The organism is Microbacterium sp. C-MGS6 (assembly GCF_058140415.1).
In genome coordinates this window covers 1653491-1677599 of the sequence record NZ_CM176934.1, presented here as the reverse complement: position 1 = coordinate 1677599, position 24109 = coordinate 1653491, and the positions used below count along the sequence as shown (strand labels likewise).

At 69.8% G+C, this 24109-nt stretch carries 30 protein-coding genes; 5 read left to right on the top strand and 25 right to left on the bottom strand.

Annotation, left to right across the window (positions count from 1 at the left end):
• Window positions 1-9: 9 nt before the first annotated feature.
• Window positions 10-1071, top strand: a complete 1062-nt coding sequence (locus AC3B5L_RS08070) for an AI-2E family transporter (RefSeq protein WP_060922797.1) — start codon at window positions 10-12, stop codon at window positions 1069-1071.
• Window positions 1072-1089: 18 nt separating this feature from the next.
• On the opposite strand, the gene AC3B5L_RS08065 is transcribed toward AC3B5L_RS08070, so the two are convergent.
• The 9 genes from AC3B5L_RS08065 to rpsB form a co-directional block, all read right to left on the bottom strand.
• Complete coding sequence (locus AC3B5L_RS08065; protein WP_268776563.1) at window positions 1090-1806, bottom strand: alpha/beta hydrolase; 717 nt, start codon at window positions 1804-1806, stop codon at window positions 1090-1092.
• A gap of 2 nt (window positions 1807-1808) precedes the next feature.
• Entirely contained in the window at window positions 1809-2096 is a 288-nt protein-coding gene (locus AC3B5L_RS08060) for an Rv1322 family protein (RefSeq protein ID WP_232089226.1), read from the bottom strand.
• A gap of 9 nt (window positions 2097-2105) precedes the next feature.
• The gene (locus tag AC3B5L_RS08055) at window positions 2106-2798 is read right to left on the bottom strand and encodes an aggregation-promoting factor C-terminal-like domain-containing protein (RefSeq protein ID WP_187664003.1); all 693 of its coding nucleotides are present in this window, start codon (window positions 2796-2798) and stop codon (window positions 2106-2108) included.
• Between the two features lie 66 nt (window positions 2799-2864).
• Window positions 2865-3446: a DivIVA domain-containing protein gene (locus AC3B5L_RS08050; RefSeq protein WP_187664144.1), complete on the bottom strand. Its 582-nt coding sequence runs from the start codon at window positions 3444-3446 to the stop codon at window positions 2865-2867.
• Window positions 3447-3466: 20 nt separating this feature from the next.
• On the bottom strand, window positions 3467-4600 hold the full coding sequence (locus tag AC3B5L_RS08045; protein WP_187664002.1) for a phosphatidate cytidylyltransferase: 1134 nt from the start codon (window positions 4598-4600) through the stop codon (window positions 3467-3469).
• Window positions 4601-4605: 5 nt separating this feature from the next.
• Entirely contained in the window at window positions 4606-5160 is a 555-nt protein-coding gene (gene frr / locus AC3B5L_RS08040) for a ribosome recycling factor (RefSeq protein ID WP_187664001.1), read from the bottom strand.
• Window positions 5161-5227: 67 nt separating this feature from the next.
• Entirely contained in the window at window positions 5228-5944 is a 717-nt protein-coding gene (gene pyrH / locus AC3B5L_RS08035; protein ID WP_025103358.1) for a UMP kinase, read from the bottom strand.
• Between the two features lie 90 nt (window positions 5945-6034).
• Window positions 6035-6862, bottom strand: coding sequence for a translation elongation factor Ts (gene tsf / locus AC3B5L_RS08030; protein WP_187664000.1), 828 nt, complete (start codon window positions 6860-6862; stop codon window positions 6035-6037).
• Window positions 6863-6903: 41 nt separating this feature from the next.
• Complete coding sequence (gene rpsB, locus AC3B5L_RS08025; RefSeq protein ID WP_259951634.1) at window positions 6904-7845, bottom strand: 30S ribosomal protein S2; 942 nt, start codon at window positions 7843-7845, stop codon at window positions 6904-6906.
• A gap of 304 nt (window positions 7846-8149) precedes the next feature.
• Between rpsB and AC3B5L_RS08020 the strand changes: the two genes are divergently transcribed.
• Window positions 8150-8758, top strand: coding sequence for a murein hydrolase activator EnvC family protein (locus AC3B5L_RS08020; RefSeq protein ID WP_280567135.1), 609 nt, complete (start codon window positions 8150-8152; stop codon window positions 8756-8758).
• A 23-nt stretch (window positions 8759-8781) separates the two neighbouring features.
• On the opposite strand, the gene AC3B5L_RS08015 is transcribed toward AC3B5L_RS08020, so the two are convergent.
• The 9 genes from AC3B5L_RS08015 to AC3B5L_RS07975 form a co-directional block, all read right to left on the bottom strand.
• Complete coding sequence (locus AC3B5L_RS08015) at window positions 8782-9684, bottom strand: tyrosine-type recombinase/integrase (protein ID WP_280567136.1); 903 nt, start codon at window positions 9682-9684, stop codon at window positions 8782-8784.
• Window positions 9685-9740: 56 nt separating this feature from the next.
• Window positions 9741-10931, bottom strand: coding sequence for a DNA-processing protein DprA (dprA, locus tag AC3B5L_RS08010; RefSeq protein ID WP_280567137.1), 1191 nt, complete (start codon window positions 10929-10931; stop codon window positions 9741-9743).
• Window positions 10928-12457 carry a YifB family Mg chelatase-like AAA ATPase gene (locus AC3B5L_RS08005; RefSeq protein ID WP_280567138.1) on the bottom strand — a complete coding sequence of 510 codons (1530 nt, stop codon included), beginning with the start codon at window positions 12455-12457 and terminating at the stop codon, window positions 10928-10930. Before AC3B5L_RS08005 ends, dprA begins: the two co-directional genes overlap by 4 nt.
• Window positions 12454-12816: a YraN family protein gene (locus AC3B5L_RS08000; protein ID WP_187663994.1), complete on the bottom strand. Its 363-nt coding sequence runs from the start codon at window positions 12814-12816 to the stop codon at window positions 12454-12456. Before AC3B5L_RS08000 ends, AC3B5L_RS08005 begins: the two co-directional genes overlap by 4 nt.
• A gap of 111 nt (window positions 12817-12927) precedes the next feature.
• Complete coding sequence (locus AC3B5L_RS07995) at window positions 12928-13254, bottom strand: DUF2469 family protein (protein ID WP_017204525.1); 327 nt, start codon at window positions 13252-13254, stop codon at window positions 12928-12930.
• A gap of 56 nt (window positions 13255-13310) precedes the next feature.
• Window positions 13311-13970, bottom strand: coding sequence for a ribonuclease HII (rnhB, locus tag AC3B5L_RS07990; protein WP_280571768.1), 660 nt, complete (start codon window positions 13968-13970; stop codon window positions 13311-13313).
• Window positions 13967-14692 carry a signal peptidase I gene (lepB, locus tag AC3B5L_RS07985; RefSeq protein ID WP_187663992.1) on the bottom strand — a complete coding sequence of 242 codons (726 nt, stop codon included), beginning with the start codon at window positions 14690-14692 and terminating at the stop codon, window positions 13967-13969. The genes rnhB and lepB overlap by 4 nt, the downstream gene beginning before the upstream one ends.
• A gap of 119 nt (window positions 14693-14811) precedes the next feature.
• The gene (gene rplS / locus AC3B5L_RS07980) at window positions 14812-15162 is read right to left on the bottom strand and encodes a 50S ribosomal protein L19 (protein ID WP_025103348.1); all 351 of its coding nucleotides are present in this window, start codon (window positions 15160-15162) and stop codon (window positions 14812-14814) included.
• Window positions 15163-15331: 169 nt separating this feature from the next.
• A complete protein-coding gene (locus tag AC3B5L_RS07975; RefSeq protein WP_280567940.1) occupies window positions 15332-15820 on the bottom strand; it encodes an MFS transporter permease in 489 nt (162 codons plus the stop codon).
• Window positions 15821-15928: 108 nt separating this feature from the next.
• On the opposite strand from AC3B5L_RS07975, the gene map reads away from it, so the two are divergent.
• Window positions 15929-16711: a type I methionyl aminopeptidase gene (gene map, locus AC3B5L_RS07970; protein ID WP_280567943.1), complete on the top strand. Its 783-nt coding sequence runs from the start codon at window positions 15929-15931 to the stop codon at window positions 16709-16711.
• Here map and AC3B5L_RS07965 read toward each other — a convergent pair.
• The 6 genes from AC3B5L_RS07965 to rpsP are packed head-to-tail and all read right to left on the bottom strand — an operon-like array spanning window position 16674 to window position 19933.
• Window positions 16674-17156 carry a pyrimidine dimer DNA glycosylase/endonuclease V gene (locus AC3B5L_RS07965; RefSeq protein WP_187663989.1) on the bottom strand — a complete coding sequence of 161 codons (483 nt, stop codon included), beginning with the start codon at window positions 17154-17156 and terminating at the stop codon, window positions 16674-16676. The genes map and AC3B5L_RS07965 overlap by 38 nt on opposite strands.
• Window positions 17153-17887, bottom strand: a complete 735-nt coding sequence (locus AC3B5L_RS07960; RefSeq protein ID WP_280567949.1) for a class I SAM-dependent methyltransferase — start codon at window positions 17885-17887, stop codon at window positions 17153-17155. The genes AC3B5L_RS07965 and AC3B5L_RS07960 overlap by 4 nt, the downstream gene beginning before the upstream one ends.
• Window positions 17888-17933: 46 nt before the next feature.
• Window positions 17934-18638: a tRNA (guanosine(37)-N1)-methyltransferase TrmD gene (gene trmD, locus AC3B5L_RS07955; RefSeq protein ID WP_280567952.1), complete on the bottom strand. Its 705-nt coding sequence runs from the start codon at window positions 18636-18638 to the stop codon at window positions 17934-17936.
• 19 nt (window positions 18639-18657) lie between these two features.
• Window positions 18658-19275 (bottom strand): ribosome maturation factor RimM, encoded by a 618-nt coding sequence (rimM, locus tag AC3B5L_RS07950; RefSeq protein WP_187663986.1) that lies wholly within the window; start codon window positions 19273-19275, stop codon window positions 18658-18660.
• Entirely contained in the window at window positions 19259-19489 is a 231-nt protein-coding gene (locus AC3B5L_RS07945; protein ID WP_025103341.1) for an RNA-binding protein, read from the bottom strand. The genes rimM and AC3B5L_RS07945 overlap by 17 nt, the downstream gene beginning before the upstream one ends.
• Window positions 19490-19495: 6 nt before the next feature.
• Window positions 19496-19933: a 30S ribosomal protein S16 gene (gene rpsP, locus AC3B5L_RS07940; protein WP_280567961.1), complete on the bottom strand. Its 438-nt coding sequence runs from the start codon at window positions 19931-19933 to the stop codon at window positions 19496-19498.
• Between the two features lie 208 nt (window positions 19934-20141).
• Between rpsP and AC3B5L_RS07935 the strand changes: the two genes are divergently transcribed.
• A complete protein-coding gene (locus AC3B5L_RS07935) occupies window positions 20142-21293 on the top strand; it encodes a glutamate--cysteine ligase (RefSeq protein ID WP_490096380.1) in 1152 nt (383 codons plus the stop codon).
• A gap of 12 nt (window positions 21294-21305) precedes the next feature.
• Here AC3B5L_RS07935 and AC3B5L_RS07930 read toward each other — a convergent pair whose 3' ends face one another.
• Window positions 21306-22277, bottom strand: coding sequence for a sugar-binding transcriptional regulator (locus AC3B5L_RS07930; RefSeq protein ID WP_187663983.1), 972 nt, complete (start codon window positions 22275-22277; stop codon window positions 21306-21308).
• 102 nt (window positions 22278-22379) lie between these two features.
• Between AC3B5L_RS07930 and AC3B5L_RS07925 the strand changes: the two genes are divergently transcribed.
• Complete coding sequence (locus tag AC3B5L_RS07925) at window positions 22380-24089, top strand: glycerol-3-phosphate dehydrogenase/oxidase (protein WP_187663982.1); 1710 nt, start codon at window positions 22380-22382, stop codon at window positions 24087-24089.
• Window positions 24090-24109: the final 20 nt, after the last annotated feature.

The following is a 24109-nucleotide window of genomic DNA, read 5'->3' as shown; positions in this document are numbered from 1 at the left end:
GGAGTCTGCATGAAGATCCACAACCCGTTCCGCACCGCCCTCGTGGCGACACTCGGCGTGGGGCTCGGGATCGTCCTGATCAGCAGCGTCCAGACGCTGTCGACCGTGCTGCTCTACATCGGCACCGCCCTCTTCCTCAGCCTCGGCCTCGACCCTCTCGTCACGTTCCTCGAGCGTCGACGCCTGCCCCGCTGGCTCGCGGTCCTCGTGACGATCGTCGCCGTGCTGGCCGTCTTCGTCGGGATCATCCTCATCGTGCTGCCCGTGCTGGTCGACCAGATCTCGCAGCTCATCGCCCAGATCACGGCGATCGTGCAACGGGGAACCGCGATCGAGGATCTGAGGAGCTGGATCCAGGAGACGTTCCCGAACCTCCTCGTCGACGACGTCTTCGCGTATGTGGAGGACTGGCTGACGACCAATCTCGCGGAGATCGGCGGGTCTATCGGTCAGGGCGTGCTGATCGCCAGCGGCGCCGTGCTCAGCGGCGTGTTCGGCGCCTTCATCGTCCTCATCCTGACCATCTATCTCACGGCCTCGACACCCTCGCTCAAGCGCGCGGTGTACCAGCTGGTCCCGGCGTCCAAGCGGGATCGCTTCATCGATCTCTCCGAGCAGATCACCGACTCGGTCGGCTACTACGTCATGGGCCAGGTCAGCCAGGGCGTCATCAACGGCGTCCTCAGCGCGATCTACCTGACGATCATCGACGCGCCGTTCCCCGCCGTTCTCGCGGTCGTCGCGTTCTTCTTCTCGCTCATCCCGCTGGTGGGCACCCTGACCGGCTCGACGATCATCGTCCTCGTCTGCCTCATCCCGGGCCTCGGCTCCCCCGGCACGGCTCTCGCGGCGGCGATCTACTACCTGATCTACATGCAGATCGAGGCGTACGTGATCTCGCCGCGCATCATGAGCCGCGCCGTCTCCGTGCCCGGCGCCGTCGTCGTGGTGGCAGCCCTCGCGGGAGGAAGCCTGCTGGGCCTGCTCGGGGCGCTCATCGCGATCCCCGTGGCGGCCAGCATCCTGATCCTCTACCGGCAGGTGCTCATCCCGCGCATGAACGAGCGGTGACCGGGGCGGGCCTCGCCGTCAGTCCGCTGCCGGCCAGTGGGTCGGCAGCGGCAGCGCCGACGGATTGACGGCGGCGACGATCTCGGTGAGCACCCGGCGCGTCTGCGTCTCCCCCACCCACAGGTGCTTGCCCCCTTCGACGGCGATCAGCTGCGCCTGCGGGATCGTCGCGAAGCGCTCCCGCGCTTCCGCCGGGCGCAGGTAGTCGTCGAACTCGGGCACGAGGATGACCACGCGGTGGCCGGTCTCCCCCCAGGCGGCGACCTCCTCCGCCGTCGCGCGGTGCAGCGGCGGCGAGAGGAGGATGATGCCCTCGATGTCGTGGTCGGCACCGTACTTGAGGGCGAGTTCCGTCCCGAACGACCACCCGACGAGCCAGGGGCGCGGCAGCGCGCGGTCGCGGACGACGTCCATGGCGGCCGCGACGTCGAACTGCTCTGCAGCGCCGCCGTCGAACGTCCCCTCACTGGTGCCGCGCGGCGAGGTGGTACCACGGGTGTTGAACCGCAGCACCGCGAGATCGGCCAGGGCGGGAAGACGCGCGGACGCCTTGCGGATGATGTGCGAATCCATGAAGCCACCGGCGGTCGGCAACGGGTGCAGCGTGACCAGCGTCGCCACCGGGGCTGCGGCTTCCGGCGTCGCGAGCTCGCCGACGAGCGTCAGGCCGTCCGCGGTGTGCAGCTCGATGTCCTCGCGGCGCGCCGGGAGCTCCAGCGGTCCCCGGATCTCCATGGTCATGCGATCCTCCAACAGTGGTTGTGCCAGTGTCTGCGGTCAGCCAGGGCTGCGGCATCGCCGAGCACGCCGTCGGCGCGCCAGGCCACGAGATGGGCGGTACCCGGTTCGACGGATCGTCCGCAGCCCGGGCAGATGTACGCCTTCTGCGCCTGGAGCGCGGAGACGGGCTGCACCGTCCACTCCACGCCTCGGCGGACCTCGGTGCGCTTCCAGCCGGCGAGGAGACGGTCGAACGAGTCCTCGCCCTCAGGGCGCGCGGAAGGACGTCGGCGTGAGCGGGGCATGGTGCCGGCTCACCACCAGTGGTTGGTGACCCAGAAGTTGTACGCGCCGGCCCAGCTGCCGTAGCGACCCGTGGCGTATCCGGTCGCCCAGCGGAGGTTGTCGACCGGGTTGTAGCCGTTCCCCGGCACCTTGCTGCAGGGCAGGGCCTGGACGAGGCCGCAGGCACCGGAGGAGGAGTTCGTCGCGTTGGGGTTCCAGCCGCTCTCCCGCGAGACGATGTAGTCGACGTACTGCCAGTCGCCCTGCGCGATCCCGGCGGCTGCCATCCACTCCGCGGGTGCGCCTCCGCCGCTGTACGGCGGGAGTCCGCCGCCCCCGGACGACCCGCCCTGCGAGCCCTCGGACGACGACGAGGAGGTGGTCACCGGGGCCGGCTTCGGCTTGGGCTTCGGCTTGGGTTTGACGTAGACGTCGAAGGAGCCGCGCTCGACGGGAGTGATCGCCGCGCCCTCCACCGTGACCGTGAGGTTCTGGGTGTCCGCCAGGGCCACCGCATACACGGAGTCCGGGGCCTCCGTGGCGACGGGCTGAGCGAGCGCGACGCCGGTGGGCGCGACCATCGCGGCCGCGAATGCGACGACCGCGAGCGAGCTGAAGACGCCCACGACACCGCGGCGGCGCGACCAGCGGCGCGTGCCGCGGGAGGCTGATGCAGCCGTGGCTGCGGGTACCAGCACGGCGTCGCTTCGTTCGGGAATCATGTCGTTTCGGGAGTTCACGATGGAGGACAGTTTACGCATACCTGCCTGAAGAGGCCATCAGACGGCTCAGCGGACCGCCAGGATCACGTCGATGGTGGCGTCCAGGAGCGCGTCGACCTGCTCCTCGCGGTAGCCGCCACGCTGCATGCGGAACGCTGCGGACCGCAGCTGCTCAGCGGACAGCGCGTCGCCGTCCCGCAGGTAGCGGACGATCCGGGAGGTGACGTGGTCGACCTCGTCGACGCGGTACCCGAACGTGAGGAAGCCGGTACGGGCGAACCGGTGGCGACGCGGACGCGCCAGATGGTCCAGGATGACCTGCGCGTCGGCTCTGGCCTGCTCCACCCAGGCGCCCGCTCCGAGAGACCGCACGGCGCGTTCCCGCTCTCGGGCGGCGAAAGCGTCCTCGACCCGTCCGAGGGCCGCGTCGACGTCAGCCACCACGTACCCCTCCTTGACGAGGGGGAAGGAGACGGTGCGGACGTCATCGGCCGTGAGATCGTCCGCGCCGCTCTCGAACGCCCGCCGTGCCGAGGCGAGGAATCCGTCCACCGCGGCACGGTGGTACCCCTTCGTGCGTCCGGTCGTGAGCGCGAAGGCCGGCGTGGCCGCGCGTTGCGTGGCGACCTCGCGACGGTCGTCGTTCATCACAGCACCACTGTCGTTCATCACAGCACCAACCAGGGAGAGAGGAGGAAGTACAGGCAGAGGGCCGGGACGGTCGACGGCAGGATGCTGTCCAGCCGATCGAGGAGCCCACCGTGCCCGGGGAGCCAGGAGCTCATGTCCTTGATCCCGAGATCCCGCTTCAGCATCGACTCGCCGAGGTCTCCGAGCGTGGCGGACAGCAGGATCGCGGCCCCGAAGATCACACCGCCCCACCAGGGCAGGTCGAGCAGGAACATCGCCAGGAGGACGCCCGCCGCGAGCGACGCCACCACCGCACCGCCGAAGCCCTCCCAGGTCTTCTTGGGGCTGATCCGCGGCGCCATCGGGTGTCGCCCGAACGCGAGCCCCGCGGCGTAAGCGCCGGTGTCGGCCGCCACGGCGATCGCGATGAAGCTGAGCACCCACCACTGGCCACCCTCCTGCTCGAGCAGGATGAGGGCCACACCCGCGAGGAATGGCACGTACACCTGCACGAACCCGCCGATCACGGCGTCGGTGAGCACATCGCCGTACGTGCGCCCATCCTTCGCGACCATCTGGGCGAGCAGGCGCCAGACGATGACGAACGCCACGGAGACGAACAGCATGACCCAGCTCAGCCAGGGCTCCGCGAAGTACGCGGAGAGCACGAGGAAGGTCGCCGCTATCAACTGCGGGATCACGTCGACGCGACGCCCGGCGGCGCGCAGCGCGCGCGAGAGCTCGTAGACGCCGAGGAGCGCCGCGGCCAACGCGAACGGGACGAACAGCGCCTTGATGAAGAGCAGCGAGCCGAGGAGCGCCGCACCGAAGGCGAGGCCGATCAGGATCGCGAGGACGAGGTCACGTCCGGTGCGCTGCTTGATGCGTTCGTTCGCCTGGTCGAGCTGATCCCGCGCATGCGACACGTGCGTGCCGAACTCGTCCCGCGCCTGGCGCCACTGCTCGCGGATCGCATTGTGATCCGCGGTGTCCAGCCGGTCGGCGGTCACCGGCGCTGCACCCGGCGTCGCCGGAAGCGGCGGTCGCGGGGGCACGCGGTCGGCGTCGAAGGCCGGGAAGGCCGCGTCGCCGAGCGGCACGCCGCCGTCGGGGCCGACCTCCGGCCGCGCCACCGGAGCGCCCTCGTCGGTGCCTCGCGATTCGTCGGACATGCGGACTACACCTCGAGGAGTTCTGCCTCTTTGCGCTTCAGCGCGTCGTCGATGAGGTCGACGTGCTGACGGGTCAGCGCGTCGAGTTCCTTCTCACCACGGGAGATCTCGTCCTCGCCGAGCTCGCTCTTCAGGCCGTCGAGCTCGTCCTTCGCCTTCCGGCGGATGCCGCGGACGTGGACCTTGGCGTCCTCCGCCTTCGACTTCACGAGCTTGACGTACTCCTTACGGCGCTCCGCCGTGAGCTCGGGCATCGTGACGCGCACGAGGTTGCCGTCGTTCGTCGGGTTCGCGCCGAGGTTCGGCATGTCGCGGATGGCCTGCTCGATCGCCTTCAGCGCCGACTTGTCGTACGGCGTGATGATGAGCGTGCGCGCCTCCTGGTTCGCGAGCGACGCGAGCTGAGCGAGCGGCGTCGGCGTGCCGTAGTAGTCGACCAGCACCTTCTGGAAGAGCTGCGGGTTCGCACGACCCGTGCGCACCGTGGAGAAGTCCTCCTTGGCAGCCTCGACGGCCCGGGACATGCGGGTGGTGGTTTCAGCGAGGACGTCCGCGATCACGGTGGCTCCTATCGTCGGGGTGTTCTGGAAATTCTATCGGGAGCGGGCCCCCGTCCCGTGCAGGCGCTCAGGCGGTGACGAGCGTGCCGATGGGCTCGCCCAGGAGAGCGCGGGTGACGTTGCCCGCCGGCTCCATGCCGAAGACGCGCATGTCCATGTTGTTGTCCATGCACAGGCTGAACGCCGTCGAGTCGACGACCTTGAGGCCCTGCTGGAGCGCATCGCGGTAGGTCACGCGCTCGATGCGCTCGGCGTCGGCGTGCTTGTTCGGGTCGGCGGTGTAGATCGCGTCGACGCCGTTCTTGGCGACGAGGACCTCCTGCGCACCGATCTCCAGTGCGCGCTGCGCGGCGACCGTGTCGGTGGAGAAGTACGGCAGGCCCGCACCGGCACCGAAGATGACCACGCGGCCCTTCTCCATGTGCCGCTCCGCGCGACGCGGGATGTAGGGCTCGGCGACCTGGGTCATCGAGATCGCCGACTGCACGCGCGTCGCCGCGCCCGCCTGCTCCAGGAAGTCCTGCAGCGCGAGCGCGTTCATCACGGTGCCGAGCATGCCCATGTAGTCGGCCCGCCCCCGGTCCATGCCCCGCTGGCTGAGTTCGGCCCCGCGGAAGAAGTTGCCGCCGCCGACGACGACCGCCACCTCGACCCGGTCGACCGCAGCGGCGATCTCGCGCGCCATCTGGCTGACCACGTCGGGGTTGACGCCGAGCTGCCCGGCGCCGAACGCCTCTCCGGAGAGCTTGAGGAGGACGCGACGGCGTCCGGTGCGTTCAGTCATGGGGGATGTCCTCTCGTCCCGATTCAAGATAGTGCCTGGTGGGCATGAAGAAGGGGTTCGGATCGAGCGATCCGAACCCCTTCGACAGTGCTACGCGCCGACCTTGAAGCGCGCGAAGTCCGTCACGGTGATACCGGCGTCCTTCGCCACCTGGGCGACGGAGAGCTTGTTGTCCTTCGCGTAGTCCTGCTCGAGCAGGGCGACCTGCTTGATGAACGCGGAGACACGGCCCTCGACGATCTTCGGCAGAGCGGCCTCGGGCTTGCCCTCGTTGCGGGAGATCTCGGTGACGATCTCGCGCTCCTTCTCGACCGCATCCGCCGGCACGTCCTCGCGGGACAGGTACGACGGGTTGGCGAACGAGATGTGCTGGGCGATGCTGCGCGCAGTCTCGGCGTCGTCACCCGTGTAGGCGACGACGACACCGATCTGCGGCGGCAGGTCCTTGCTCGTGCGGTGCAGGTAGACCTCGACGCTGTCACCGGTGACGGTGCGCACGCGACGGAGCTCGACCTTCTCGCCGATGATGGCGGCCTCTTCCGAGATGAGCTGCTCGACGGTCTTGTCGCCCGCCGGAGCGGCCAGAGCGGCCTCGACCGAGTCGGCCTTCACGGCGGCGACGGCGTCGGCGACCTTGTCGGCCAGCGCGATGAAGCGCTCGTTCTTCGCGACGAAGTCGGTCTCGCAGGCGAGCTCGACGAGCGTCACGGCGCCGTCCTGCTCGCGAGCGACGACGAGGCCCTCGCTGGTCGAACGGTCGGCGCGCTTGGCGTTGCCCTTCGCACCCTTCAGGCGCAGGATCTCGGTGGCCTTCTCGACGTCGCCGTCGGCCTCCTCGAGTGCCTTCTTGGTGTCGACCATTCCCGTGCCGAGCTGCTCACGCAGCGCCTTGAGGTCGGCGATGGTGAAGTTGGCCATGTGTGGTGGCTCCTTGCTTCGTTGTGTGGGTGTACGAGGGATTACTTGGCGTCTGCGGCCTCGGCGGCGGCGACCTCGGCGGTCTCCTCACCGGAAGCGGCGGCGATCGCCTCGTCGTGCGCCTCGGCACCGGCCTCGTCGGCGGCGGTGGCGTCGGCGGCAGGGGTCTCGACGACAGCGGCCTCGTCGTCGGCGGTAACGACCTCGGCGGCGTCAGCGGACTCCTGGACGGGAGCCTCGAGGAGCTCCTTCTCCCACTCGGCCAGCGGCTCGGCGTCGCCCGACTCCGGGTTGTGCTTCTGCTGCAGGCCCTCGGCGGCGGCGTCGGCGATGATGCGCGTCAGCAGCGACACCGAACGGATGGCGTCGTCGTTGCCGGGGATCGGGTACTGGAAGTCGTCCGGGTCGGCGTTGGTGTCGAGGATGCCGATCACCGGGATGCCGAGCTTCTTGGCCTCGTCGATGGCGAGGTGCTCACGCTTGGCGTCGACCACCCAGAGGGCGGACGGCGTCTTGGTGAGGTTGCGGATACCGCCGAGCGACTTGTGGAGCTTGTCCAGCTCGCGCTTCTTGAGCAGCAGCTCCTTCTTCGTGAAGCCGGAGGCGGAGGGGTTCTCGTAGTCGAGCTCCTCGAGCTCCTTCATGCGGGCGAGACGCTTCGCGATGGTGGAGAAGTTGGTGAGGAGGCCGCCGAGCCAGCGCTGGTTCACGTAGGGCTGGCCGACGCGCGTGGCCTGCTCCGCGAGGATCTCCTGCGCCTGCTTCTTGGTGCCGACGAAGAGGATCGTGCCGCCGTGCGCCACGGTCTCCTTGACGAAGTCGTACGCCTTGTCGATGTAGCCGAGCGACTGCTGGAGGTCGATGATGTGGATGCCGCTGCGCTCGGTGAGGATGAAGCGCTTCACCTTCGGGTTCCACCGACGGGTCTGGTGTCCGAAGTGCACGCCGCTGTCGAGCAGCTGGCGGATGGTGACCACAGCCATGGTCGTCTCCTGATTCTGGCGCGGAGCGCCGTTGAGGTTGTCATGCCGACCGGACGGTCGGACATCCTGGTGCCCGGCTCACGCCCACCCGTTCGGAGAACGGGACCTGCGGGAGTGGATGCCACGACGGAGTCGCTCTGGGCACGCGTAGTCACCCCGAGATCGAGGTGCTCGTCCAGCATACAGGATCATGCGCCGCCGGCTCGTCCTGCACAGGAGCGCAATCCTCGCCCTTCTCCCCCGCTACAGGGTTCTTCCCCCGGGCGTCCGGTCCGCGCGATCGCCCCCGGCGCACACTCACCGCATGACTTCTCCCTCCGGTTCCCCTCACCTTGTCCGTTCACACTCGTCTCGTGCCGCTCGCGTCGCGATCACGGCGGCGCTCGCCTGTCTCGTGCTTCTGGGCGGCGGCGGCGCCCCACTCGCCGCCCCTGCGTCCGTACACACGGCGACGGCATCCCGCTCCGGCCCGTCCCCGGCCGACAGTTCCGCCTCGGAGGGTGCATGGCGATGGCCCGTCGACGGTGGCCGCCATGTGAGCGCCGCGTATCGCGCACCGGCGCACGCCTACGGTCCCGGACACCGGGGCATGGACGTCACCGCCGCCGTCGGTACCGCTGTCGGCGCTCCGGCGGACGGAGTGGTCGCATTCCAGGGCGTGGTCGTCGATCGTCCCGTGCTGACCATCCGACACACAGATGGCCTGGTGAGCTCGTTCGAGCCGCTGGAGTCTTCGCTCCGGGCGGGCGACACGGTCAGCCGGGGTCAGGAGATCGGTCGGGTCTCCACAGGTGGGCACACGGCTCCTGGCGCGCTGCATGTCGGTGTGCGGCGCGATGGGGAGTACATCAACCCGATGCTGCTGTTCGGCGCCGTCCTGCGGGCCCGTCTCCTGCCCTGCTGCGGGACCTGATCTCCGACCGAGCGGGCAGCCGCTCAGGCGCGAGGATGCGCCAGCCGGTACGTCGCCGTCAGCCGCTCCGCCGAGACATGCGTATAGATCTGCGTCGTGCCGAGGCTCGCGTGCCCCAGGATCTCCTGCACGGCGCGCAGGTCGGCGCCGCCGTCGAGCAGATGCGTCGCTGCCGTGTGGCGGAGGGCGTGCGGCCCGACGGTCTCCGCGCCGACGACGGGTGCGAGCGCACGGGCGACCACCTCGTAGACCGTCCGCGGTCCCAGCCGGGCGCCGCGGCTTCCGAGGAAGACGGCAGGCGAGGCACCCGCGGCCCTGCTGAGGAGCGCCGGGCGAGCGCGGCGCAGGTACGCACCGAGTGCATCCCTGGCCGGGGCACCGAATGGCACGACGCGCTCCTTGTCGCCCTTGCCCCGCACAAGAGCCGTCCCGCGGTCGAGATCGAGGTCGTCGATGTCGAGACCGCAGAGCTCGGAGACGCGGACCGCGGAGCCGTAGAGAAGCTCCAGGACGGCGTGGTCACGGAGGGCGACGGGCTCGCCCGAGGATGCGGCCTGCCGATGGCGTTCCAACAGCTCGGACATCGCGTCCTTCGATGCCACGGTCGGCAGCGTCTTGGCCCGTTTCGGCGCCACGAGCCGAAGACTCGGGTCGATGGGGATGATGTCCTGCTCGCGCGCCCAGCCGAAGAACGCTCGCGCGGTGGCCGCACGTCGGGCCAGGGTCGCTCGCGCGTCGCCGCGCTGGGTCGCCTGCCACAGCCATTCACGCAGCATCTCCAGGTCGATCCGGTCCACCGGACCGCCCGCCACGCTCGCCCCGAGGTCCCGCAGGTCGGAGCGATACGCCTTCACGGTCGCGGGCGACAGCCGGCGCACCTTCTCCAGGTGGTCGGCGAACGCCTCGACAGCGACCGCGAAGTCCATACCTCCACCCTGGCCCGCCCCCGCCCCCCGAGCCGCGCGCCCCGCCGCGAGCCGTCCTATGACGTCCGTGCCGCGCCGATCCCGCGCCAGCCGTCCCCGTCCCGCCGCGCAAGGCCGTCGAGATCGAGGAGGCCGAGCAGTGCCCTGGTCCGCTCGACGGTGAGATCCGCGCGCTGCGCGAGCTCCGCCTCCGTCCGAGCGGTCCGGGTGCTCAGGGCACGGAGCAGCAGGACCCGCCCCTCCTCCGTGGCATCGTGTGCGTGCGGCGACCGCGCGTCGATCGGGAGCATCTCGGCCACCTCCGCCGCGGAGGTGACGCACACCGCGTCGTACTCGCGGAGCAACCGATGACAGCCGGCCGACGAGGCGGAGGTGACGGGACCGGGCACCGCGCCGAGTGGCCTGCCGAGCGTTGCCGCGTGCCCCGCCGTGTTGAGGGAGCCACTGCGCCACCCGGCCTCGACGACCACCGTCGCCTGCCCCAGTGCCGCGATCAGTCGGTTGCGGGCGAGGAAGCGCCACCGGGTCGGCGCCGTCCCGCAGGGCACCTCGCTGACCACGACCCCGTCGACAGCAATCCGCGTGAGAAGGTTGCGGTGCCCGGCGGGGTACGGGCGGTCCACGCCTCCGGCGAGAACCGCGATCGTCCCCCCACCGACAGTCAACGCGGCGCGGTGGGCTGCCCCGTCGATGCCGTACGCGCCGCCCGACACGACAGCCGTCCCCGCGGCGGCCAGATCGCCGGAGAGGTCGGCGGCGACGCGCTCCCCGTAGGCGGTGGCCGCCCTGGCGCCCACGATGGCGACGCGTGCCGCGCTGGTCAGGAGCTCCGGGCGCCCGCGCGCCCACAGCACCACCGGACCCTCCGTATCCAGATCGTCGACGGCGAGCGGCCAGTCGGGATCTCCCGGAAGGAGCAGATGGGCGCCCGTCGTCTGCGCCCGCCGGAGGGCATCGATCACAGCCGCCGGATCGGCACGCTGTCGCCACCGCGCCCGCGCCTCGTCGAGCGCCCGTCGTGCGCCCGCGGCGCGGACCATCGGCCATGACCGTCCCCGCGCGTCGAGAGCGAAACGCATGCCGTCGACAGGTCCGAACTCGCGCACGAGGGTCGCGGCGACGGCGTCCCCGGGATCGGCGATGACGGACCAGGCGACACGTGCGAGCGCCTCCGCCACGTCGTCGGTGCCGCGCAGTCTCCGAGCGGCGTCGAGCGCATCCTGCTGGGAGACGAGTTCGTCGATCACCGCGCCACCCCCGTCCGCAGAAGGAGCGCGCGGCCGATCTCGTCCGTTCCGGGGAGGTCGTGTCCGGCGAGGTCGGCCATGGTCCAGGCCACCCGGAGGACGCGGTCGTATCCGCGGAGCGTCAACGCCCCTCGTTCCAGTGCCCGATCGAGACCGGCCCGCGCGTCTGGCGGGAGGCGGAATCCGCCGTGCCGGAGCAGGGTCCCGGGAACCTCCGCATTGCGTCGCCAGGGCGTGCCACGCCATCGCCGCTCCGCTCGAGCGCGCGCCTCGCCGACGCGGCGCCGGGCCTCGACGGTGGTCACCCCGGAGCGCTCCCCCGCGAGCGAGCGTGAGGCGGCGACGCGCGAGACCGGCAGATCGATGTCGAGACGATCGCGTAATGGCCCGGAGAGGCGAGTCGCGTAGCGTCGCAGCGCCTGCGGTGGGCAGATGCAGTCGCCGTCACGCACCCCCCGGTTCCCGCACGGACACGGGTTCATCGCCAGGAGCAGCTGGAACCGCGCCGGGAACCGCACGACGAAGCCGGATCGATGCACGTCGACGAAGCCGGTCTCGAGTGGCTGACGGAGCGCGTCCAAGGCCACCCGGGGGAACTCGGCCGCTTCGTCGAGGAAGAGCACGCCCCGATGAGCCCGTGCGACCGCGCCGGGGCGCGCCGTCCGCGACCCGCCGCCGACCATCGCCGCCACCGAGGCGCTGTGGTGCGGAGCGACCAGCGGAGGCTGGTGGTCGAGCCCGGTCACGGCCTCGCCGCAGAGGGAGCGCACGGAAGCGACCTCGATGGCCTCCTGCTCCGTCAGCGGCGGCATGATCCCGGGCAGTCGCCCGGCGAGCATCGTCTTGCCTGCTCCCGGCGGACCGCTCAGGAGCATGTTGTGGCCGCCCGCGGCCGCGACGATGAGGGCCTCGACGGCTTCCTCCTGTCCGAGGACATCGCTGAGGTCCCGGTCGTCCGGTTCTCCCTCCGGCGGCTGCGGGCCGGGAACCGGCTCGACATCCGGCACCTCCACCTCGGCCCCGTGCCAGACTGCCACCTCGGCGAGCGACGCGGCGGCGCGCACCTCGACGCCGGCGACGAGACCGGCTTCCGTCGCGTTGCCGTGCGGCACGATCACGCGCTCGAAGCCGGCGCGTGCAGCGGCGAAGACCGCGGGAAGCACACCGGGGACGGGCCGCAGACGGCCATCCAGCCCGACCTCCCCCAGGTGCACCGTCTGCCGCACGGCACGACGAGCGAGCATGTCGCTCGCGGCGAGGGAGGCGACCGCGATCGCGAGGTCGAAGGCGGACCCGTGCTTGGGCAGACTCGCCGGCGAGAGGTTCACCGTCAGACGCCGCCGGGGCAGCGAGAGCCCGGAGTTCACGCAGGCGTTGTGCACGCGCTGCACCGCCTCGCCCAGAGACTTGTCGGGGAGGCCGATGATGCGGAACTCCGGCGTCTGCGGCGAGAGGTCGGCCTCGACCTCGACGACATGCCCCTCCGCCCCGGTGAGGGCCACCGACCACGTCCGAGCGGTGCTCACGCGATGTCCTCGAGGTGCTCGATGGACGCGGTCTCCGGAACCGCCCCCACGATGCCGACCGCCTCCACCCGCAGCACCCGTCCCCTTGCCAGATCCGGATGCGCAGCCCGCCACGCATAGGCGAGCTGCCACAGCCGCCGGCGCTTCCGGTCGTCGATGGCGTCGAACGGGTGCCCGAAGGACGCCGACCGCCGTGTCTTCACCTCGACCACGGACAGATGCCGACCGACGACGGCGACGATGTCCAGTTCGCCCTGCGGACACCGCCAGTTTCGATCGACGATGCGATACCCGCGCTTCGTCAGGTAGTCCGCTGCCTGCTGTTCCCCGGCTCGCCCGAGGTCGTCTTTCGCTGCCATCCCCACAGGATTCCCGGGGCCACCCCGTGACCCCCGCGGTCCGGAGCAGACAGCCCGGCCGCTGTGGAAACAACGGAGAACGTCACCGTTGTGCAGGAACGGCGGCTGGAGTCACTCTCCGTCGAGCGAGAGCTCCTGCGGCAGTTCGAACTCGCGGCGTTGCAGCTCCTCGACGTTCACGTCCTTGAACGTGAGCACCCGGACGGCCTTCACGAACCGGTCCGCACGGTAGATGTCCCACACCCACACATCGCTCATGGAGATCTCGAAGTAGAAGTCGTGCTCGGTGTCCCGGCGCACGACGTTGACCTCGTTGGCCAGGTAGAAGCGACGCTCGGTCTCCACGACGTACTGGAACTGAGAGACGACGTCGCGGTACTCGCGGAACAGCGCGAGCTCGAGCTCACGGTCGTAGTCGTCGAAGGCTTCCTCATCCATGATGAGTCCATCCTATGGTCGGCGGGCGCCGGTCGCGGCATCCCGGCCGCGACCGCTCAGAAGAGCGTCGGTGCGTCGGCGATCGCCCACGACGAACGGTGGAACGGTGAGAGGCCGAACGACCGGATTGCCTCCCGGTGCTCCGGACTCGCGTATCCCTTGTTGCGGTCCCACTGGTAATCGCGGTGATCCTCGTGGAGCTCGGCCATGTACCCGTCCCTGGCGACCTTCGCGATCACCGACGCCGCCGACACCGAGGCGCAGTCGCGGTCCGCTTTGACGACCGGCCGGACGTTCAAGGGCCCAGGATGCACGCGCGAGACGTAGTCGTGGTTGCCGTCGAGGAGGACCAGAGCGTTCTCGACCGTGGCACCCTGCGCCACCACCGCCAGCACGGCGCGGGAGGCGGCAAGGCCCAGCGCCCGCATGATCCCGACCTCGTCGACCTCCGCGGCGGTCGCCCAGCCGACGCCCGAGGCCTGCACCCACGCAGCCGCGCGGGCGGCGACGTCGGGGCGCCGGCGCTCGGGGACGAGCTTCGAGTCGCGCAGCCCCTCCGGCACGCGGCGACGAGCCCCCTTGGCGTCCATCACCGCCGCCCCGACGGCCACCGGCCCGGCCAGCGCCCCGCGACCGACCTCGTCGAGGGCGATGATCAGGTCGCACTCCCCCAGCAGCTTCCGCTCCAGGGTCAGTCGAGGCGCGATGACAGTCATTCGGGGTCCGGCACTCCGTTGAAGATCTCGTGGTGGCCGTCGATCGGTCCGAAGCGGTCGAGCGGCCAGGTCGTCAGGAACGCCTTGCCCACGATGTTGGACACCGGGACGAAACCGCCGCTGGGCAGCTCCTGGTGTGCACGGGCGTCGCGGGAGCGGTCCCGGTTGTCGCCGAGGAGCCACACGGAGTCCTCGGGCACGACGACGTCGAAAGGTTCGTTGGAGGCCGCGGTGTCGCCCTCGGGGAGGTTCAGGTAGCTCAGCTCATCGATCGGGGCACCGTTGATCGTGATCTGCCCCAGCGCGTTGCAGCACACCACATGGTCACCTTCGACGCCGATCACCCGCTTGACCAGATGGTCCTGGGTGTCGGTTGCCGAGATGCCGACAAATGTGAGCACCCAGTCGATGGCCTGGACCAGCGGCGGCTGTGCAGGTGTCTGCGGCATCGGGTCGAGCCAGCCGCCCGGATCCTTGAAGACGACGATGTCACCGCGCTCATAGCCGGTCCAGCGCGGGGTGAGCTCGTCGACGAGGATGCGGTCGTCGATCAGCAGCGTGCGCTCCATGGAGGCCGACGGGATGTAGAACGATCGGACCACGAACGTCTTGATGACGAACGACACCAGCGCGGCGATGACGACGATGACCAGCACGTCACGGAGGAAGACCAGGAACCCGCGCCGCCGTCGTGTCGGGCGTGCGGACGGAGAGTCAGTCATCTGGTTCCTTCTCGAAGAGTGCACCGTGAGCGCACGGCAGTAACAAGGTTCGCACACCGGGGACAGAACGAAAGCACCCCGGGACATCGTGTCCCGGGGTGCTGTGAAGAAGCTTCGCGTCAGTTGTTGACGCGCTTCTCCTTGATCTTCGCCTTCTTGCCGCGGAGCTCGCGCAGGTAGTAGAGCTTGGCGCGACGCACGTCACCGCGGGTGACGACCTCGATGTGGTCGATCACCGGGGAGTGCACGGGGAAAGTACGCTCGACGCCCACCTGGAAGCTGATCTTCCGGACGGTGAAGGTCTCGCGGACGCTGTCGCCCTGGCGGCCGATGACGACGCCCTGGAAGACCTGGATACGAGAACGGTTGCCCTCGGTGATGTTGACGTGCACCTTGACGGTGTCACCGGGGAAGAACTCGGGGATGTCGGAACGGAGCGAAGCCGCGTCGACGGCGTCGAGGATCTGCATGATCGTCTCTCTCTGCACTCGCCTCAGGTCGGATGCACGGATTAGGAAGGAACAAGAATGGGAGTGTGCCGAACGGCGCTGACGCGTCCGCGGGCTCCCCTGGGGCAGAGCCGGTCACGGCACAAAGAACCATTCTGCCACGGATGGCAGGCCCCACCAAAACGAGCGCTCAGGGCCGGTCGTCGGTCTCCCGCACCACGATCACCTCGTGCACGCTGGTCTGCGTCGTCTCCGCGCGGGGCGCGGTCATCGTCGACCAGGAGATGGTCTCGCGAATCCGCGCTCCACTCCCCCGTGCTTCGTTCCAGAGCTGCCACAGCTGCAGCCACACCAGTCCGATGCCCACCACGATGGCGGCGGCGAGGAGCCAACCGAAAGCGCCATCGATGAAGAAGCCGACCGCGATCGTCAGCGCGTGCCAGAGACCGAACCCGGCGACGTCCCACCACGACAGGGCGCGCTCGGCGCGGACAGACGGCCGGGAACGCGTCAGCAGCGTGAGCAGGAGCTGTCCCACGAAGACCGAGGGCATCGCGATGAGCAGCACCCAGAGGATCGACCACCCGCCCTGGAAGACGGCCCAGCCGATGAGCAGCCACAGCGGCAGGAGGAAGGCCGAGGGCAGCAGCCAGCGGAAGAAGGCCTGTCGGATCCACATGCTCCGATGCTACGGGGACGTCACGTCCGCGTCACAGGTGTTCGCTGAGAGCGGGAGGCGCCGGGTGTCCGCACGATCAGGGAGAATGGACGGGACGAGAGGACACTGATGATCGAGCTGCGCACCCCTGCCGAGATCGATGAGATGCGCGCGGCAGGCCGGTTCGTCGCCGAGACGCTGGCGACCCTGCGCGACGAGACGAAGGTCGGCACCAACCTCCTGGCGATCGACCGCCGGGCCCACGACATGATCCGCAAGGCGGGCGCCGAGTCCTGCTACATCGACTACCACCCGTCGTTCGGCGCGAGCCCGTTCGGCAAGGTCATCTGCACCTCGGTGAACGACGCGGTGCTGCACGGTCTCCCCCATGACTACGCACTCAAGGACGGCGACCTCGTCACCCTCGACTTCGCCGTCTCGGTCGACGGCTGGGTCGCGGATTCCGCGGTCTCCTTCGTCGTGGGCACGCCGCGGGATGAGGACCTGCGTCTCATCGACACCACCGAGCGCGCGCTGACCGCCGCGATCGAGACCTCGGTGGTCGGGCACCGCATCGGTGACATCTCCGCTGCCATCGCAGAGATCGCGCACGGCGAGGGGTACTCCATCAACACCGACTTCGGCGGGCATGGCGTGGGCCGCACGATGCACGGCGACCCCCACGTCGCGAACGACGGCCGCGCGGGCCGCGGGTTCCCGCTCCGCGCCGGCCTTGTGCTCGCGCTGGAGCCCTGGTTCCTCGCGACCACGGACGAGCTGGTCACCGACCCCGACGGGTGGACGCTGCGCAGCGCGGACGGGTCCCGAGGGGCGCACTCCGAGCACACCATCGCGATCACCGACGACGGGCCGATCATCCTGACGGATCGCTCGTTCCTCGGGGTGGACTGACCTCGGCCGCCGGGTCGGCGCGTTCCCAGGATGCGACCGGCCCCGGCACGACGGTGAACAGCGGGTGCGCCTTCGGGAGCGCCACATCCCCGTGCCGCTGAAGCACCTCAGGACTGCGCTCGGCGAGCTTCGCACGCAGGTGCTCCCATTCCCGCGCGAGCTGGCCCGCGGTGACCGGCATGGTCGGAACGGCAGGCTCCCGGCGCCGGATGCGCGTGCGGTCGAAACGGTAGCCGCGGGCGTCCGCCTCGTCGGCGACAGCGACGAGGTACGCGCCCACCGCGGCCAGCGGATCCGCTGCCTCCCGGAAGCGCTCGAGCTGCGGGTGTCGCTGATACCCCTTCGTGGCGTCGGCGAGCACCGCCTGCGCGAGCAGCGTCTCCCGCCAGCAGGCGACGAGACCCTGACGGTCGAGGTACTCAGGGTGCAGCGACCAGATCCTCATACGCGGCGGTAGCGGAACACATCGGTGAGATGGGGGAGGCCGAACTCCGCCTTCCCGCGCGTCTCGTCCGCGCCGTCCAGCACCGCCTCCAGGGCCGCCACCATCCCTGCACGCTCCGCGTCGTCCGCCACGAGGAGACTGCTCACCGTGCCCCAGCGTCGGAGGTAGACCTCGCGGCTGATCCGCTCCGTCCAGCGCACCTCCTCGTGGGTTTCCAGGACGAAGCCGGGGATGTCGGTCGCCGATGCGGAGGTGTCGTCGTCCGCGCCGACCGCGGGATGCGCCACCCGATGGCAGGCGAGATCCCACGCACAGGCGGGGTCGGCGCGATTCCAGAGCAGCCCGAGCGTCCCGTCGGCGACGAGTGCGCGGGCGATCTCGGCCGCCGCCGTATCCCGGTCGAACCAGTGGAACGCCTGCGCGACGCTGACGACATCGACGGAACCGTCCGGCACGGGGATGCTCTCCGCGGTCCCTGGCCGCGCCTCGACCGTCGGCAGCGTCCGGGCGAGGACGGCGAGCATCGGCGCGGAAGGCTCGACGGCGATCACCCGCGCCGCACGCTCGACGAGCAGGCTGGTGAACTTGCCGGTGCCGGCGCCGAGGTCGAGCGCCGTGGCCACCGGCGCCGGAACGATGATGTCGGCCGCACGCTCCGGGAAGCCCGGTCGGTAGCGGTCGTACTCCTCGCCGATGCCTTCGAACGATCGCGCGCGTGTCACATCCACCATGTCTCGACGCTAACAGCAGTCGTCGCCGCAGACGGTCGCGGTGCGGTCAGTCGTCGGTCGGCGCGTCCGGAAGCAGATCGGGGCGGCGCAGCCGCGTGCGGACGAGCTGCTGCTCGCGCCGCCATGCCGCGATCGCCCCGTGGTTGCCGCTGAGGAGCACATCCGGTACCGCACGGTCACGCCAGACGGAGGGCTTCGTGTACGACGGGTACTCGAGGAGGCCGTCCTCGTGCGACTCCTCGACCAGGCTCTCCGGATTGCCGACGACCCCGGGGATGAGACGGCCGATGGCCTCGATCATGGCCATCGTCGCGACCTCGCCGCCGTTGAGCACGTAGTCACCGAGGCTCAGCAGCCGGACCTCGCCACGCTCGGCGGCGTACTCGAAGACGCGCTCGTCGATGCCCTCGTAGCGCCCGCAGCCGAACACGAGGTGGTCGCGCCCCGCGAGCTCCCGCGCGGTCGCCTGGGTGAAGACCTCGCCCGCCGGCGACGGGAAGATGATGGTCGGCGGCGCGGCGGTATCCGCGGTGAGCTCGTCGAGGGCGAGCCCCCACGGCTCGGGCTTCATGACCATGCCCGCTCCTCCGCCGTACGGAGTGTCGTCGACGGTGCGATGGCGGTCGTGCGTCCAGTCGCGAAGATCATGCACCTGGAGGTCGAGCAGACCCGAGCCGCGGGCCTTGCCGAGCAGGGAGAGCGTCAGTCCGTCGAAGTACGAGGGGAAGATGGAGACGACGTCGATGCGCACGGGGGAACCGTATCAGCGGTCACTCGGCAGCGTCGGAGGCGGTGGTCTCGTCCTCCGACTCGGGAAGCTCCTCGAAGAGCCCGGCGGGAGGGGTGACGATGACCCGTCCGGCCGCGACGTCGACGGTGGGGACGATGGCCTCGACGAACGGGACCATCACCTCGTCCGTGCTCCCGCCCGACGACGGCTTCACGATCAGGAGGTCATGCGCCGGCAGGTGCTCGACGCGGACCACGCGGCCGACGACGACCTCGTCCCGCACGACGTCCAGGCCGACGAGCTGGTGGTCGAACCAGGCGTTGTCCTCGGTCTCGTCCTCGTCCTGGTCCATCCAGAGGATGGCGCGGACGAGGCTCTCGGCGGCGGTGCGATCGTCCACGTCCTCGAAGAAGACGACGGGGTTGCCGTTCATCACGCGGTATTCGCGGACGACGATCTCCTTGCCGTGCCACGGAGATGCCTCTGGCACCTGCAACGTGAACGCGGCCCCGGGGACGAAGCGCCGCTCCGGATTGTCGGTGTAGAGCTCGAGCTTCAGCGCGCCCTTGAGCCCGTGAGCCTTGACCAGGCGCCCGACGCGCAGTTGGTTACGGCCTTGGGTGCGGTCCTGCGACACCACGTCAGTCGTCCGCGACATCGACGCGGACACGACGCCCGTCGGCGAGTGCACTCACGAGGGTGCGCAGGGCCTTGGCCGTGCGGCCGCCGCGCCCGATCACGCGTCCACGGTCGTCGGGGTGCACACGCACCTCGAGCAGGTCGCCACGGGGCGACGAGGATTCGTGGATGCGCACATCTTCGGGGTGATCGACGATCCCCTTGACGATGTGTTCGAGCGCGGCGGCGAGCACGATGGATTACTCGGCGTCGGCGGCGGAAGCCTCAGCGGCCTCCGCGTCGGCGTCAGCGGCGGGGGCCTCCGCAGCGGGGGCCTCCTCCTTCTTCTCCGCCTTGGGCTTCACGACGGACTTCTTGGAGGCGTCGACCTCGAAGGCGGCCTTCGGCTCGGCGACCTTGAGGGTGGACTTGGCGTCCTTGTCGCCCTTGAAGGTGCCCCAGTCGCCCGTGATCTTGAGGATGGCGGTGACCTGCTCGGTCGGCTGCGCGCCGACGGAGAGCCAGTACTGCGCACGCTCGGAGTCGACCTCGATGAAGGAGGGCTCCTCGGTGGGGTGGTACTTGCCGATCTCCTCGATCACACGACCGTCGCGCTTGGTGCGCGAGTCGGCGACGACGATGCGGTAGTACGGCGCGCGGATCTTGCCCATGCGCTTGAGACGAATCTTGACAGCCACGATTCTCCTGAATGGTGTGGAAGGAAACGAACCGGTCGCCTGGAGCGTGGGGTGCACACCCGGCGGAAGCTCAAATGAGGAGGACGAGTGCTGGATAGAGGGTCGAGCACGTCGTCCGACCCTCTATTCTGCCAGATGCGCGCGCCGGGCGCGAAACCCGGCGACACGGCGTTGCGGAGTCGGCCCCGGCCCGTGTCAGACTGTCCCCGTGCAGCTCGACTTCGCCGCTTCGGCCCGCTCCACCGTCGGTCTCGAGTGGGAGATCATGCTCGCCGATCCCGAGACCGGTGATCTCGTCGGTCGCGCACCGGAGCTCCTCGCCGCACTGGAGGCGGAGAGCGAGGACGAGCGCCACACCGTCACCGGCGAGCTGCTCACGAACACCATCGAGGTGACCAGCGGGATCGGCGATTCCGTCGCGCACGCCGTCGATGACATCGCGAACGCGATCGCGGCGGTGCGGTCGGCCACCGATCCGGCCGGCATCGAGCTGCTCTCCGCCGGAAGCCACCCCTTCGCCCAGTGGTACGACCAGTCGGTGACAGACAAGACCCGCTATCACAGCCTCATCGAGCGCACCCAGTGGTGGGGGCGCAACATGATGATCTGGGGTATCCACGTGCACGTGGGCGTCGACGAGCAGCGCAAGGTCTTCCCCATCATCAACGCACTGTCGGCGTATCTTCCCCATCTCCAGGCTCTGTCGGCGTCCAGTCCGTTCTGGGCCGGGGAGCGCACGGGGTACGCCTCCAACCGCGCGCTCGTCTTCCAGCAGCTGCCGACGGCGGGCTTGCCCTGGCCGCTCCGGGACTGGTCGGAGTTCGAGCGGTATCTGGACGACATGGTCCGCACCGGCGTGATGGCCGATGCCACCGAGGTGCGCTGGGACATCCGCCCCGCTCCGCGCTGGGGCACGATCGAGGTCCGCGCGTGCGACGGCCTCTCGACGCTCTCCGAGATGGCCGCGGTGGCCGCGCTCGTACAGGTCCTCGTCGAGCACTTCTCCCGACTTCTCGACGAAGGCGCGGCACTCCCCGATCTTCCGGCCTGGTTCCACCGCGAGAACAAGTGGCGCGCGGCCCGATACGGCCTGGACGCGCGCGTCATCGTCGACACGATCGGCACGCAGCGCCCCGTTCGCGAGCACCTGACCGAGAAGATCGAGGAACTGGCCCCGGTCGCCGTCGAGCTCGGATGCGTCCGGGAGTTCGGCAGCATCGCGTCGATCCTCGACGGCGGGGCGAGCTATGCCCGTCAGCTCGCGGTCGCCGACGCCACGGACGGCGATCTCCGCGCCGTGGTCCAGCGCCTCATCCGGGAGTTCCGGACCGGACCGCAGTCGTCGATCGAAGGCGAGTGACGCGGACGCGACTCAGTCCTCGACGAGTCGACGTGCGAGACCCTCGTCGAGCACCACGTCCGTGATCAGCTCGGCGGCTATCGCCGCCCGCAGACTCGCGAGCTTGGGCACACCCGAGACGACGCACACGCGACGCGGCACCCGCCGGAGCCGGTCGAGTCCCGGCCCCGTCGCCCGCGCGTTGAGCCGGATGTCGCGCCAGGAGCCGTCGGCACGGAAGAAGACCGTCGCCACGTCGCCGATCGCATGGTCCTCCCGCAGACTGCGGTAGTCCTCCCGCCCGAGGTAACCGCCGACGTAGACGCGGCTGGGCACCTCCGCCGCCGGAGACCCGAGGCTGAACACGGCAATGTCCATCTTCGCCTGCAGATCGAGCACGCGGCGGGTGCTGCGCTCGCGCCACATAGCCTCCCGGGTGGCGGGGTCGTCGAAGAAGGCGGGCACGGGGAACTGCTGCACCTGCGCACCGAACGCGCTCCCGAAGCGCTGCAGGATGTCGCTGGAGTACTCCACACCGCTGGTCTGGGTGTTCCCGGCGCCGTTGAGCTGCACGAACGTCGTGTTGTGCGTCTCCTTCTGGGTGAGACCGCGACTGACCGCGCTGATCGTCGATCCCCACGCCACGCCGACGATCATGTTGGAGTCGACGAACTGGGACAGGAGGCGTCCTGCGGTCAGCGCCACGCGCTCCAGTCGCTCGACCTCGCTCACGATCTCCGCCATCGGCACGACGTGCGCCACCACGCGGTGCCGATCCCTGATGCGCTGCTCGAGCATTCCCAGACGCTCCAGGGGGGAGTTGATCCGGATGTCGACGAGGCCGCTCTCCCGCGCGAAGCTGAGCAACCGTGACACGGACGACCGGGAGGTGCCGAGCTCCTGCGCGATGACCTCCATGGTCTTGTCCTGCATGTAGTACAGCTGCGCGGCCGTGAGCGCGGCGATCAGCTTCCCGTCGCGCGACGGTGCTCCGGATCCCGCCATGATGACCTCCTCTCCCTCGATCCTTGCACATATGTGCAGCCAGCTTGCGCGCGGCGTCACGGAGGTCGATGCTGGTGGCAAGCAAGGAAGAGAGGGTCGATGATGATCGATTCCACCCACACGTCCCCGGAGCGGGACGCGGTCCGCGCGCTCCGGGAATCCGGGCGCACCAGCGTCCTCGTCATCGGCGGCGGCATCAACGGCATCTCGACGTTCCGTGATCTGGCCCTGCAGGGTGTGGACGTCGTCCTGGTCGAACGCGGCGACTTCGCCTCCGGTGCCTCCGCGGCCTCGAGCCACATGATCCACGGCGGCATCCGCTACCTCGAGAACGGCGAGTTCCGCCTCGTCCGGGAGTCGGTGGAAGAGCGCAACGGCCTGCTCAAGATCGCCCCGCACTACGTCAAGCCGCTGCAGACGACGATCCCGATCTACTCCACGTTCTCGGGGATCCTCTCCGCTCCCCTCCGGTTCCTCACGCACAAGAGCGGGAAGCCGAAGGAGCGCGGCGCCTTCCTCATCAAGGTCGGCCTCACCATCTACGACACGTTCTCCCGCGACGGCGGCACCGTGCCCCGCCACCGCTTCCTCGGACGCAAGAAGTCCCTTGCCGAGCTGCCGTCGATGGACCCGAAGATCAAGTACACGGCCACGTACTACGACGCCTCGATGCACGATCCGGAGCGCCTGGCGCTCGACGTGCTGCAGGACGGCCGCGCGAGCCACCCGGGTGCGGTGGCTCTCAACTACGTCGAGGCGATCGGCCGCGACGGCGAGCAGATCACCCTCCGTGACCGCGAGAGCGGCACCGAGTTCACCGTGACCGCGGATGTCGTCGTGAACGCCTCCGGCCCGTGGACCGACCTCACGAACGACGCGCTCGGCACCGACACCCATTTCATGGGCGGCACCAAGGGCTCGCACATCGTGCTCGACCACCCGGAGCTGCTCGAGGCGACGCGAGGTCGCGAGATCTTCTTCGAGCACTCCGACGGCCGTATCGTGCTGATCTACCCGCTCAAGGGGCGCGTCCTCGTGGGCACCACCGACATCGACGCCGACCCGCGCGAGGTGCCGGTGTGCACGGAGGAGGAGATCGACTACTTCTTCGACCTCATCCACCACGTGTTCCCGTCGATCTCGGTGACCCGCGAGCAGATCGTCTACAACTTCTCCGGCATCCGGCCGCTCCCCCGCCACGAGGACACCGCTCCCGGATTCGTCTCGCGCGACTACCGCGTCGAGGTCGACCGCAAGGGCGCCGTCCCGCTGGTGAGCCTCGTGGGCGGCAAGTGGACCACGTTCCGCGCCCTGGGAGAGTCGCTCTCCGACACCGTGCTCGGCCTCCTCGGCCGCACGCGCACCGTCTCCACGGCCGGACGCGCGATCGGCGGCGGACGCGAGTTCCCGCGCACCGAGAAGGCGAAGCGGATCTGGATCCAGGAGAACCTCGCCGGCGCCGGCGCTCGGGCCGATCAGCTCCTCGCCCGTTACGGCACCGGAGCGGCGGCCGTCTGGGCGTTCGTCGAGCAGGGGGACGACGCCCCCCTCGCCGGCGGCGACCTGTCGACCCGTGAGCTGGAGTGGATGGTCAACGAGGAGATGGTCGCCCGTCTCGAGGACGTCATCCTCCGCCGCACCAGCATCGCCTTCACCGGTGGAGCGCAGGCAGAAGTCCTCGACGAGATCGCCGACGCCCTGGCACCGCTCCTCGGATGGGACCGAGAGCGTCACGACGCCGAGGTGGAGCAGACGCGCCTGCTGCTGAACGAGCGACACGGACTCGACATCCCGTCCCGCACCCGCGGCTGACGGGGCCCCGACCACCGCGC

Excerpts from the sequence above, each read along its gene's own strand:
- AC3B5L_RS08070 (WP_060922797.1), top strand. The coding sequence starts at position 10 with ATGAAGATCCACAACCCGTTCCGCACCGCCCTCGTGGCGACACTCGGC.
- AC3B5L_RS08065 (WP_268776563.1), bottom strand. The coding sequence starts at position 1,806 with ATGGAGATCCGGGGACCGCTGGAGCTCCCGGCGCGCCGCGAGGACATC.
- AC3B5L_RS08060 (WP_232089226.1), bottom strand. The coding sequence starts at position 2,096 with ATGCCCCGCTCACGCCGACGTCCTTCCGCGCGCCCTGAGGGCGAGGAC.
- AC3B5L_RS08055 (WP_187664003.1), bottom strand. The coding sequence starts at position 2,798 with ATGATTCCCGAACGAAGCGACGCCGTGCTGGTACCCGCAGCCACGGCT.
- AC3B5L_RS08050 (WP_187664144.1), bottom strand. The coding sequence starts at position 3,446 with ATGAACGACGACCGTCGCGAGGTCGCCACGCAACGCGCGGCCACGCCG.
- AC3B5L_RS08045 (WP_187664002.1), bottom strand. The coding sequence starts at position 4,600 with ATGTCCGACGAATCGCGAGGCACCGACGAGGGCGCTCCGGTGGCGCGG.
- pyrH (WP_025103358.1), bottom strand. The coding sequence starts at position 5,944 with ATGACTGAACGCACCGGACGCCGTCGCGTCCTCCTCAAGCTCTCCGGA.
- tsf (WP_187664000.1), bottom strand. The coding sequence starts at position 6,862 with ATGGCCAACTTCACCATCGCCGACCTCAAGGCGCTGCGTGAGCAGCTC.
- rpsB (WP_259951634.1), bottom strand. The coding sequence starts at position 7,845 with ATGGCTGTGGTCACCATCCGCCAGCTGCTCGACAGCGGCGTGCACTTC.
- AC3B5L_RS08020 (WP_280567135.1), top strand. The coding sequence starts at position 8,150 with ATGACTTCTCCCTCCGGTTCCCCTCACCTTGTCCGTTCACACTCGTCT.
- AC3B5L_RS08015 (WP_280567136.1), bottom strand. The coding sequence starts at position 9,684 with ATGGACTTCGCGGTCGCTGTCGAGGCGTTCGCCGACCACCTGGAGAAG.
- AC3B5L_RS08000 (WP_187663994.1), bottom strand. The coding sequence starts at position 12,816 with ATGGCAGCGAAAGACGACCTCGGGCGAGCCGGGGAACAGCAGGCAGCG.
- AC3B5L_RS07995 (WP_017204525.1), bottom strand. The coding sequence starts at position 13,254 with ATGGATGAGGAAGCCTTCGACGACTACGACCGTGAGCTCGAGCTCGCG.
- rnhB (WP_280571768.1), bottom strand. The coding sequence starts at position 13,970 with ATGACTGTCATCGCGCCTCGACTGACCCTGGAGCGGAAGCTGCTGGGG.
- lepB (WP_187663992.1), bottom strand. The coding sequence starts at position 14,692 with ATGACTGACTCTCCGTCCGCACGCCCGACACGACGGCGGCGCGGGTTC.
- rplS (WP_025103348.1), bottom strand. The coding sequence starts at position 15,162 with ATGCAGATCCTCGACGCCGTCGACGCGGCTTCGCTCCGTTCCGACATC.
- AC3B5L_RS07975 (WP_280567940.1), bottom strand. The coding sequence starts at position 15,820 with ATGTGGATCCGACAGGCCTTCTTCCGCTGGCTGCTGCCCTCGGCCTTC.
- map (WP_280567943.1), top strand. The coding sequence starts at position 15,929 with ATGATCGAGCTGCGCACCCCTGCCGAGATCGATGAGATGCGCGCGGCA.
- AC3B5L_RS07965 (WP_187663989.1), bottom strand. The coding sequence starts at position 17,156 with ATGAGGATCTGGTCGCTGCACCCTGAGTACCTCGACCGTCAGGGTCTC.
- AC3B5L_RS07960 (WP_280567949.1), bottom strand. The coding sequence starts at position 17,887 with ATGGTGGATGTGACACGCGCGCGATCGTTCGAAGGCATCGGCGAGGAG.
- rimM (WP_187663986.1), bottom strand. The coding sequence starts at position 19,275 with ATGTCGCGGACGACTGACGTGGTGTCGCAGGACCGCACCCAAGGCCGT.
- AC3B5L_RS07930 (WP_187663983.1), bottom strand. The coding sequence starts at position 22,277 with ATGGCGGGATCCGGAGCACCGTCGCGCGACGGGAAGCTGATCGCCGCG.
- AC3B5L_RS07925 (WP_187663982.1), top strand. The coding sequence starts at position 22,380 with ATGATCGATTCCACCCACACGTCCCCGGAGCGGGACGCGGTCCGCGCG.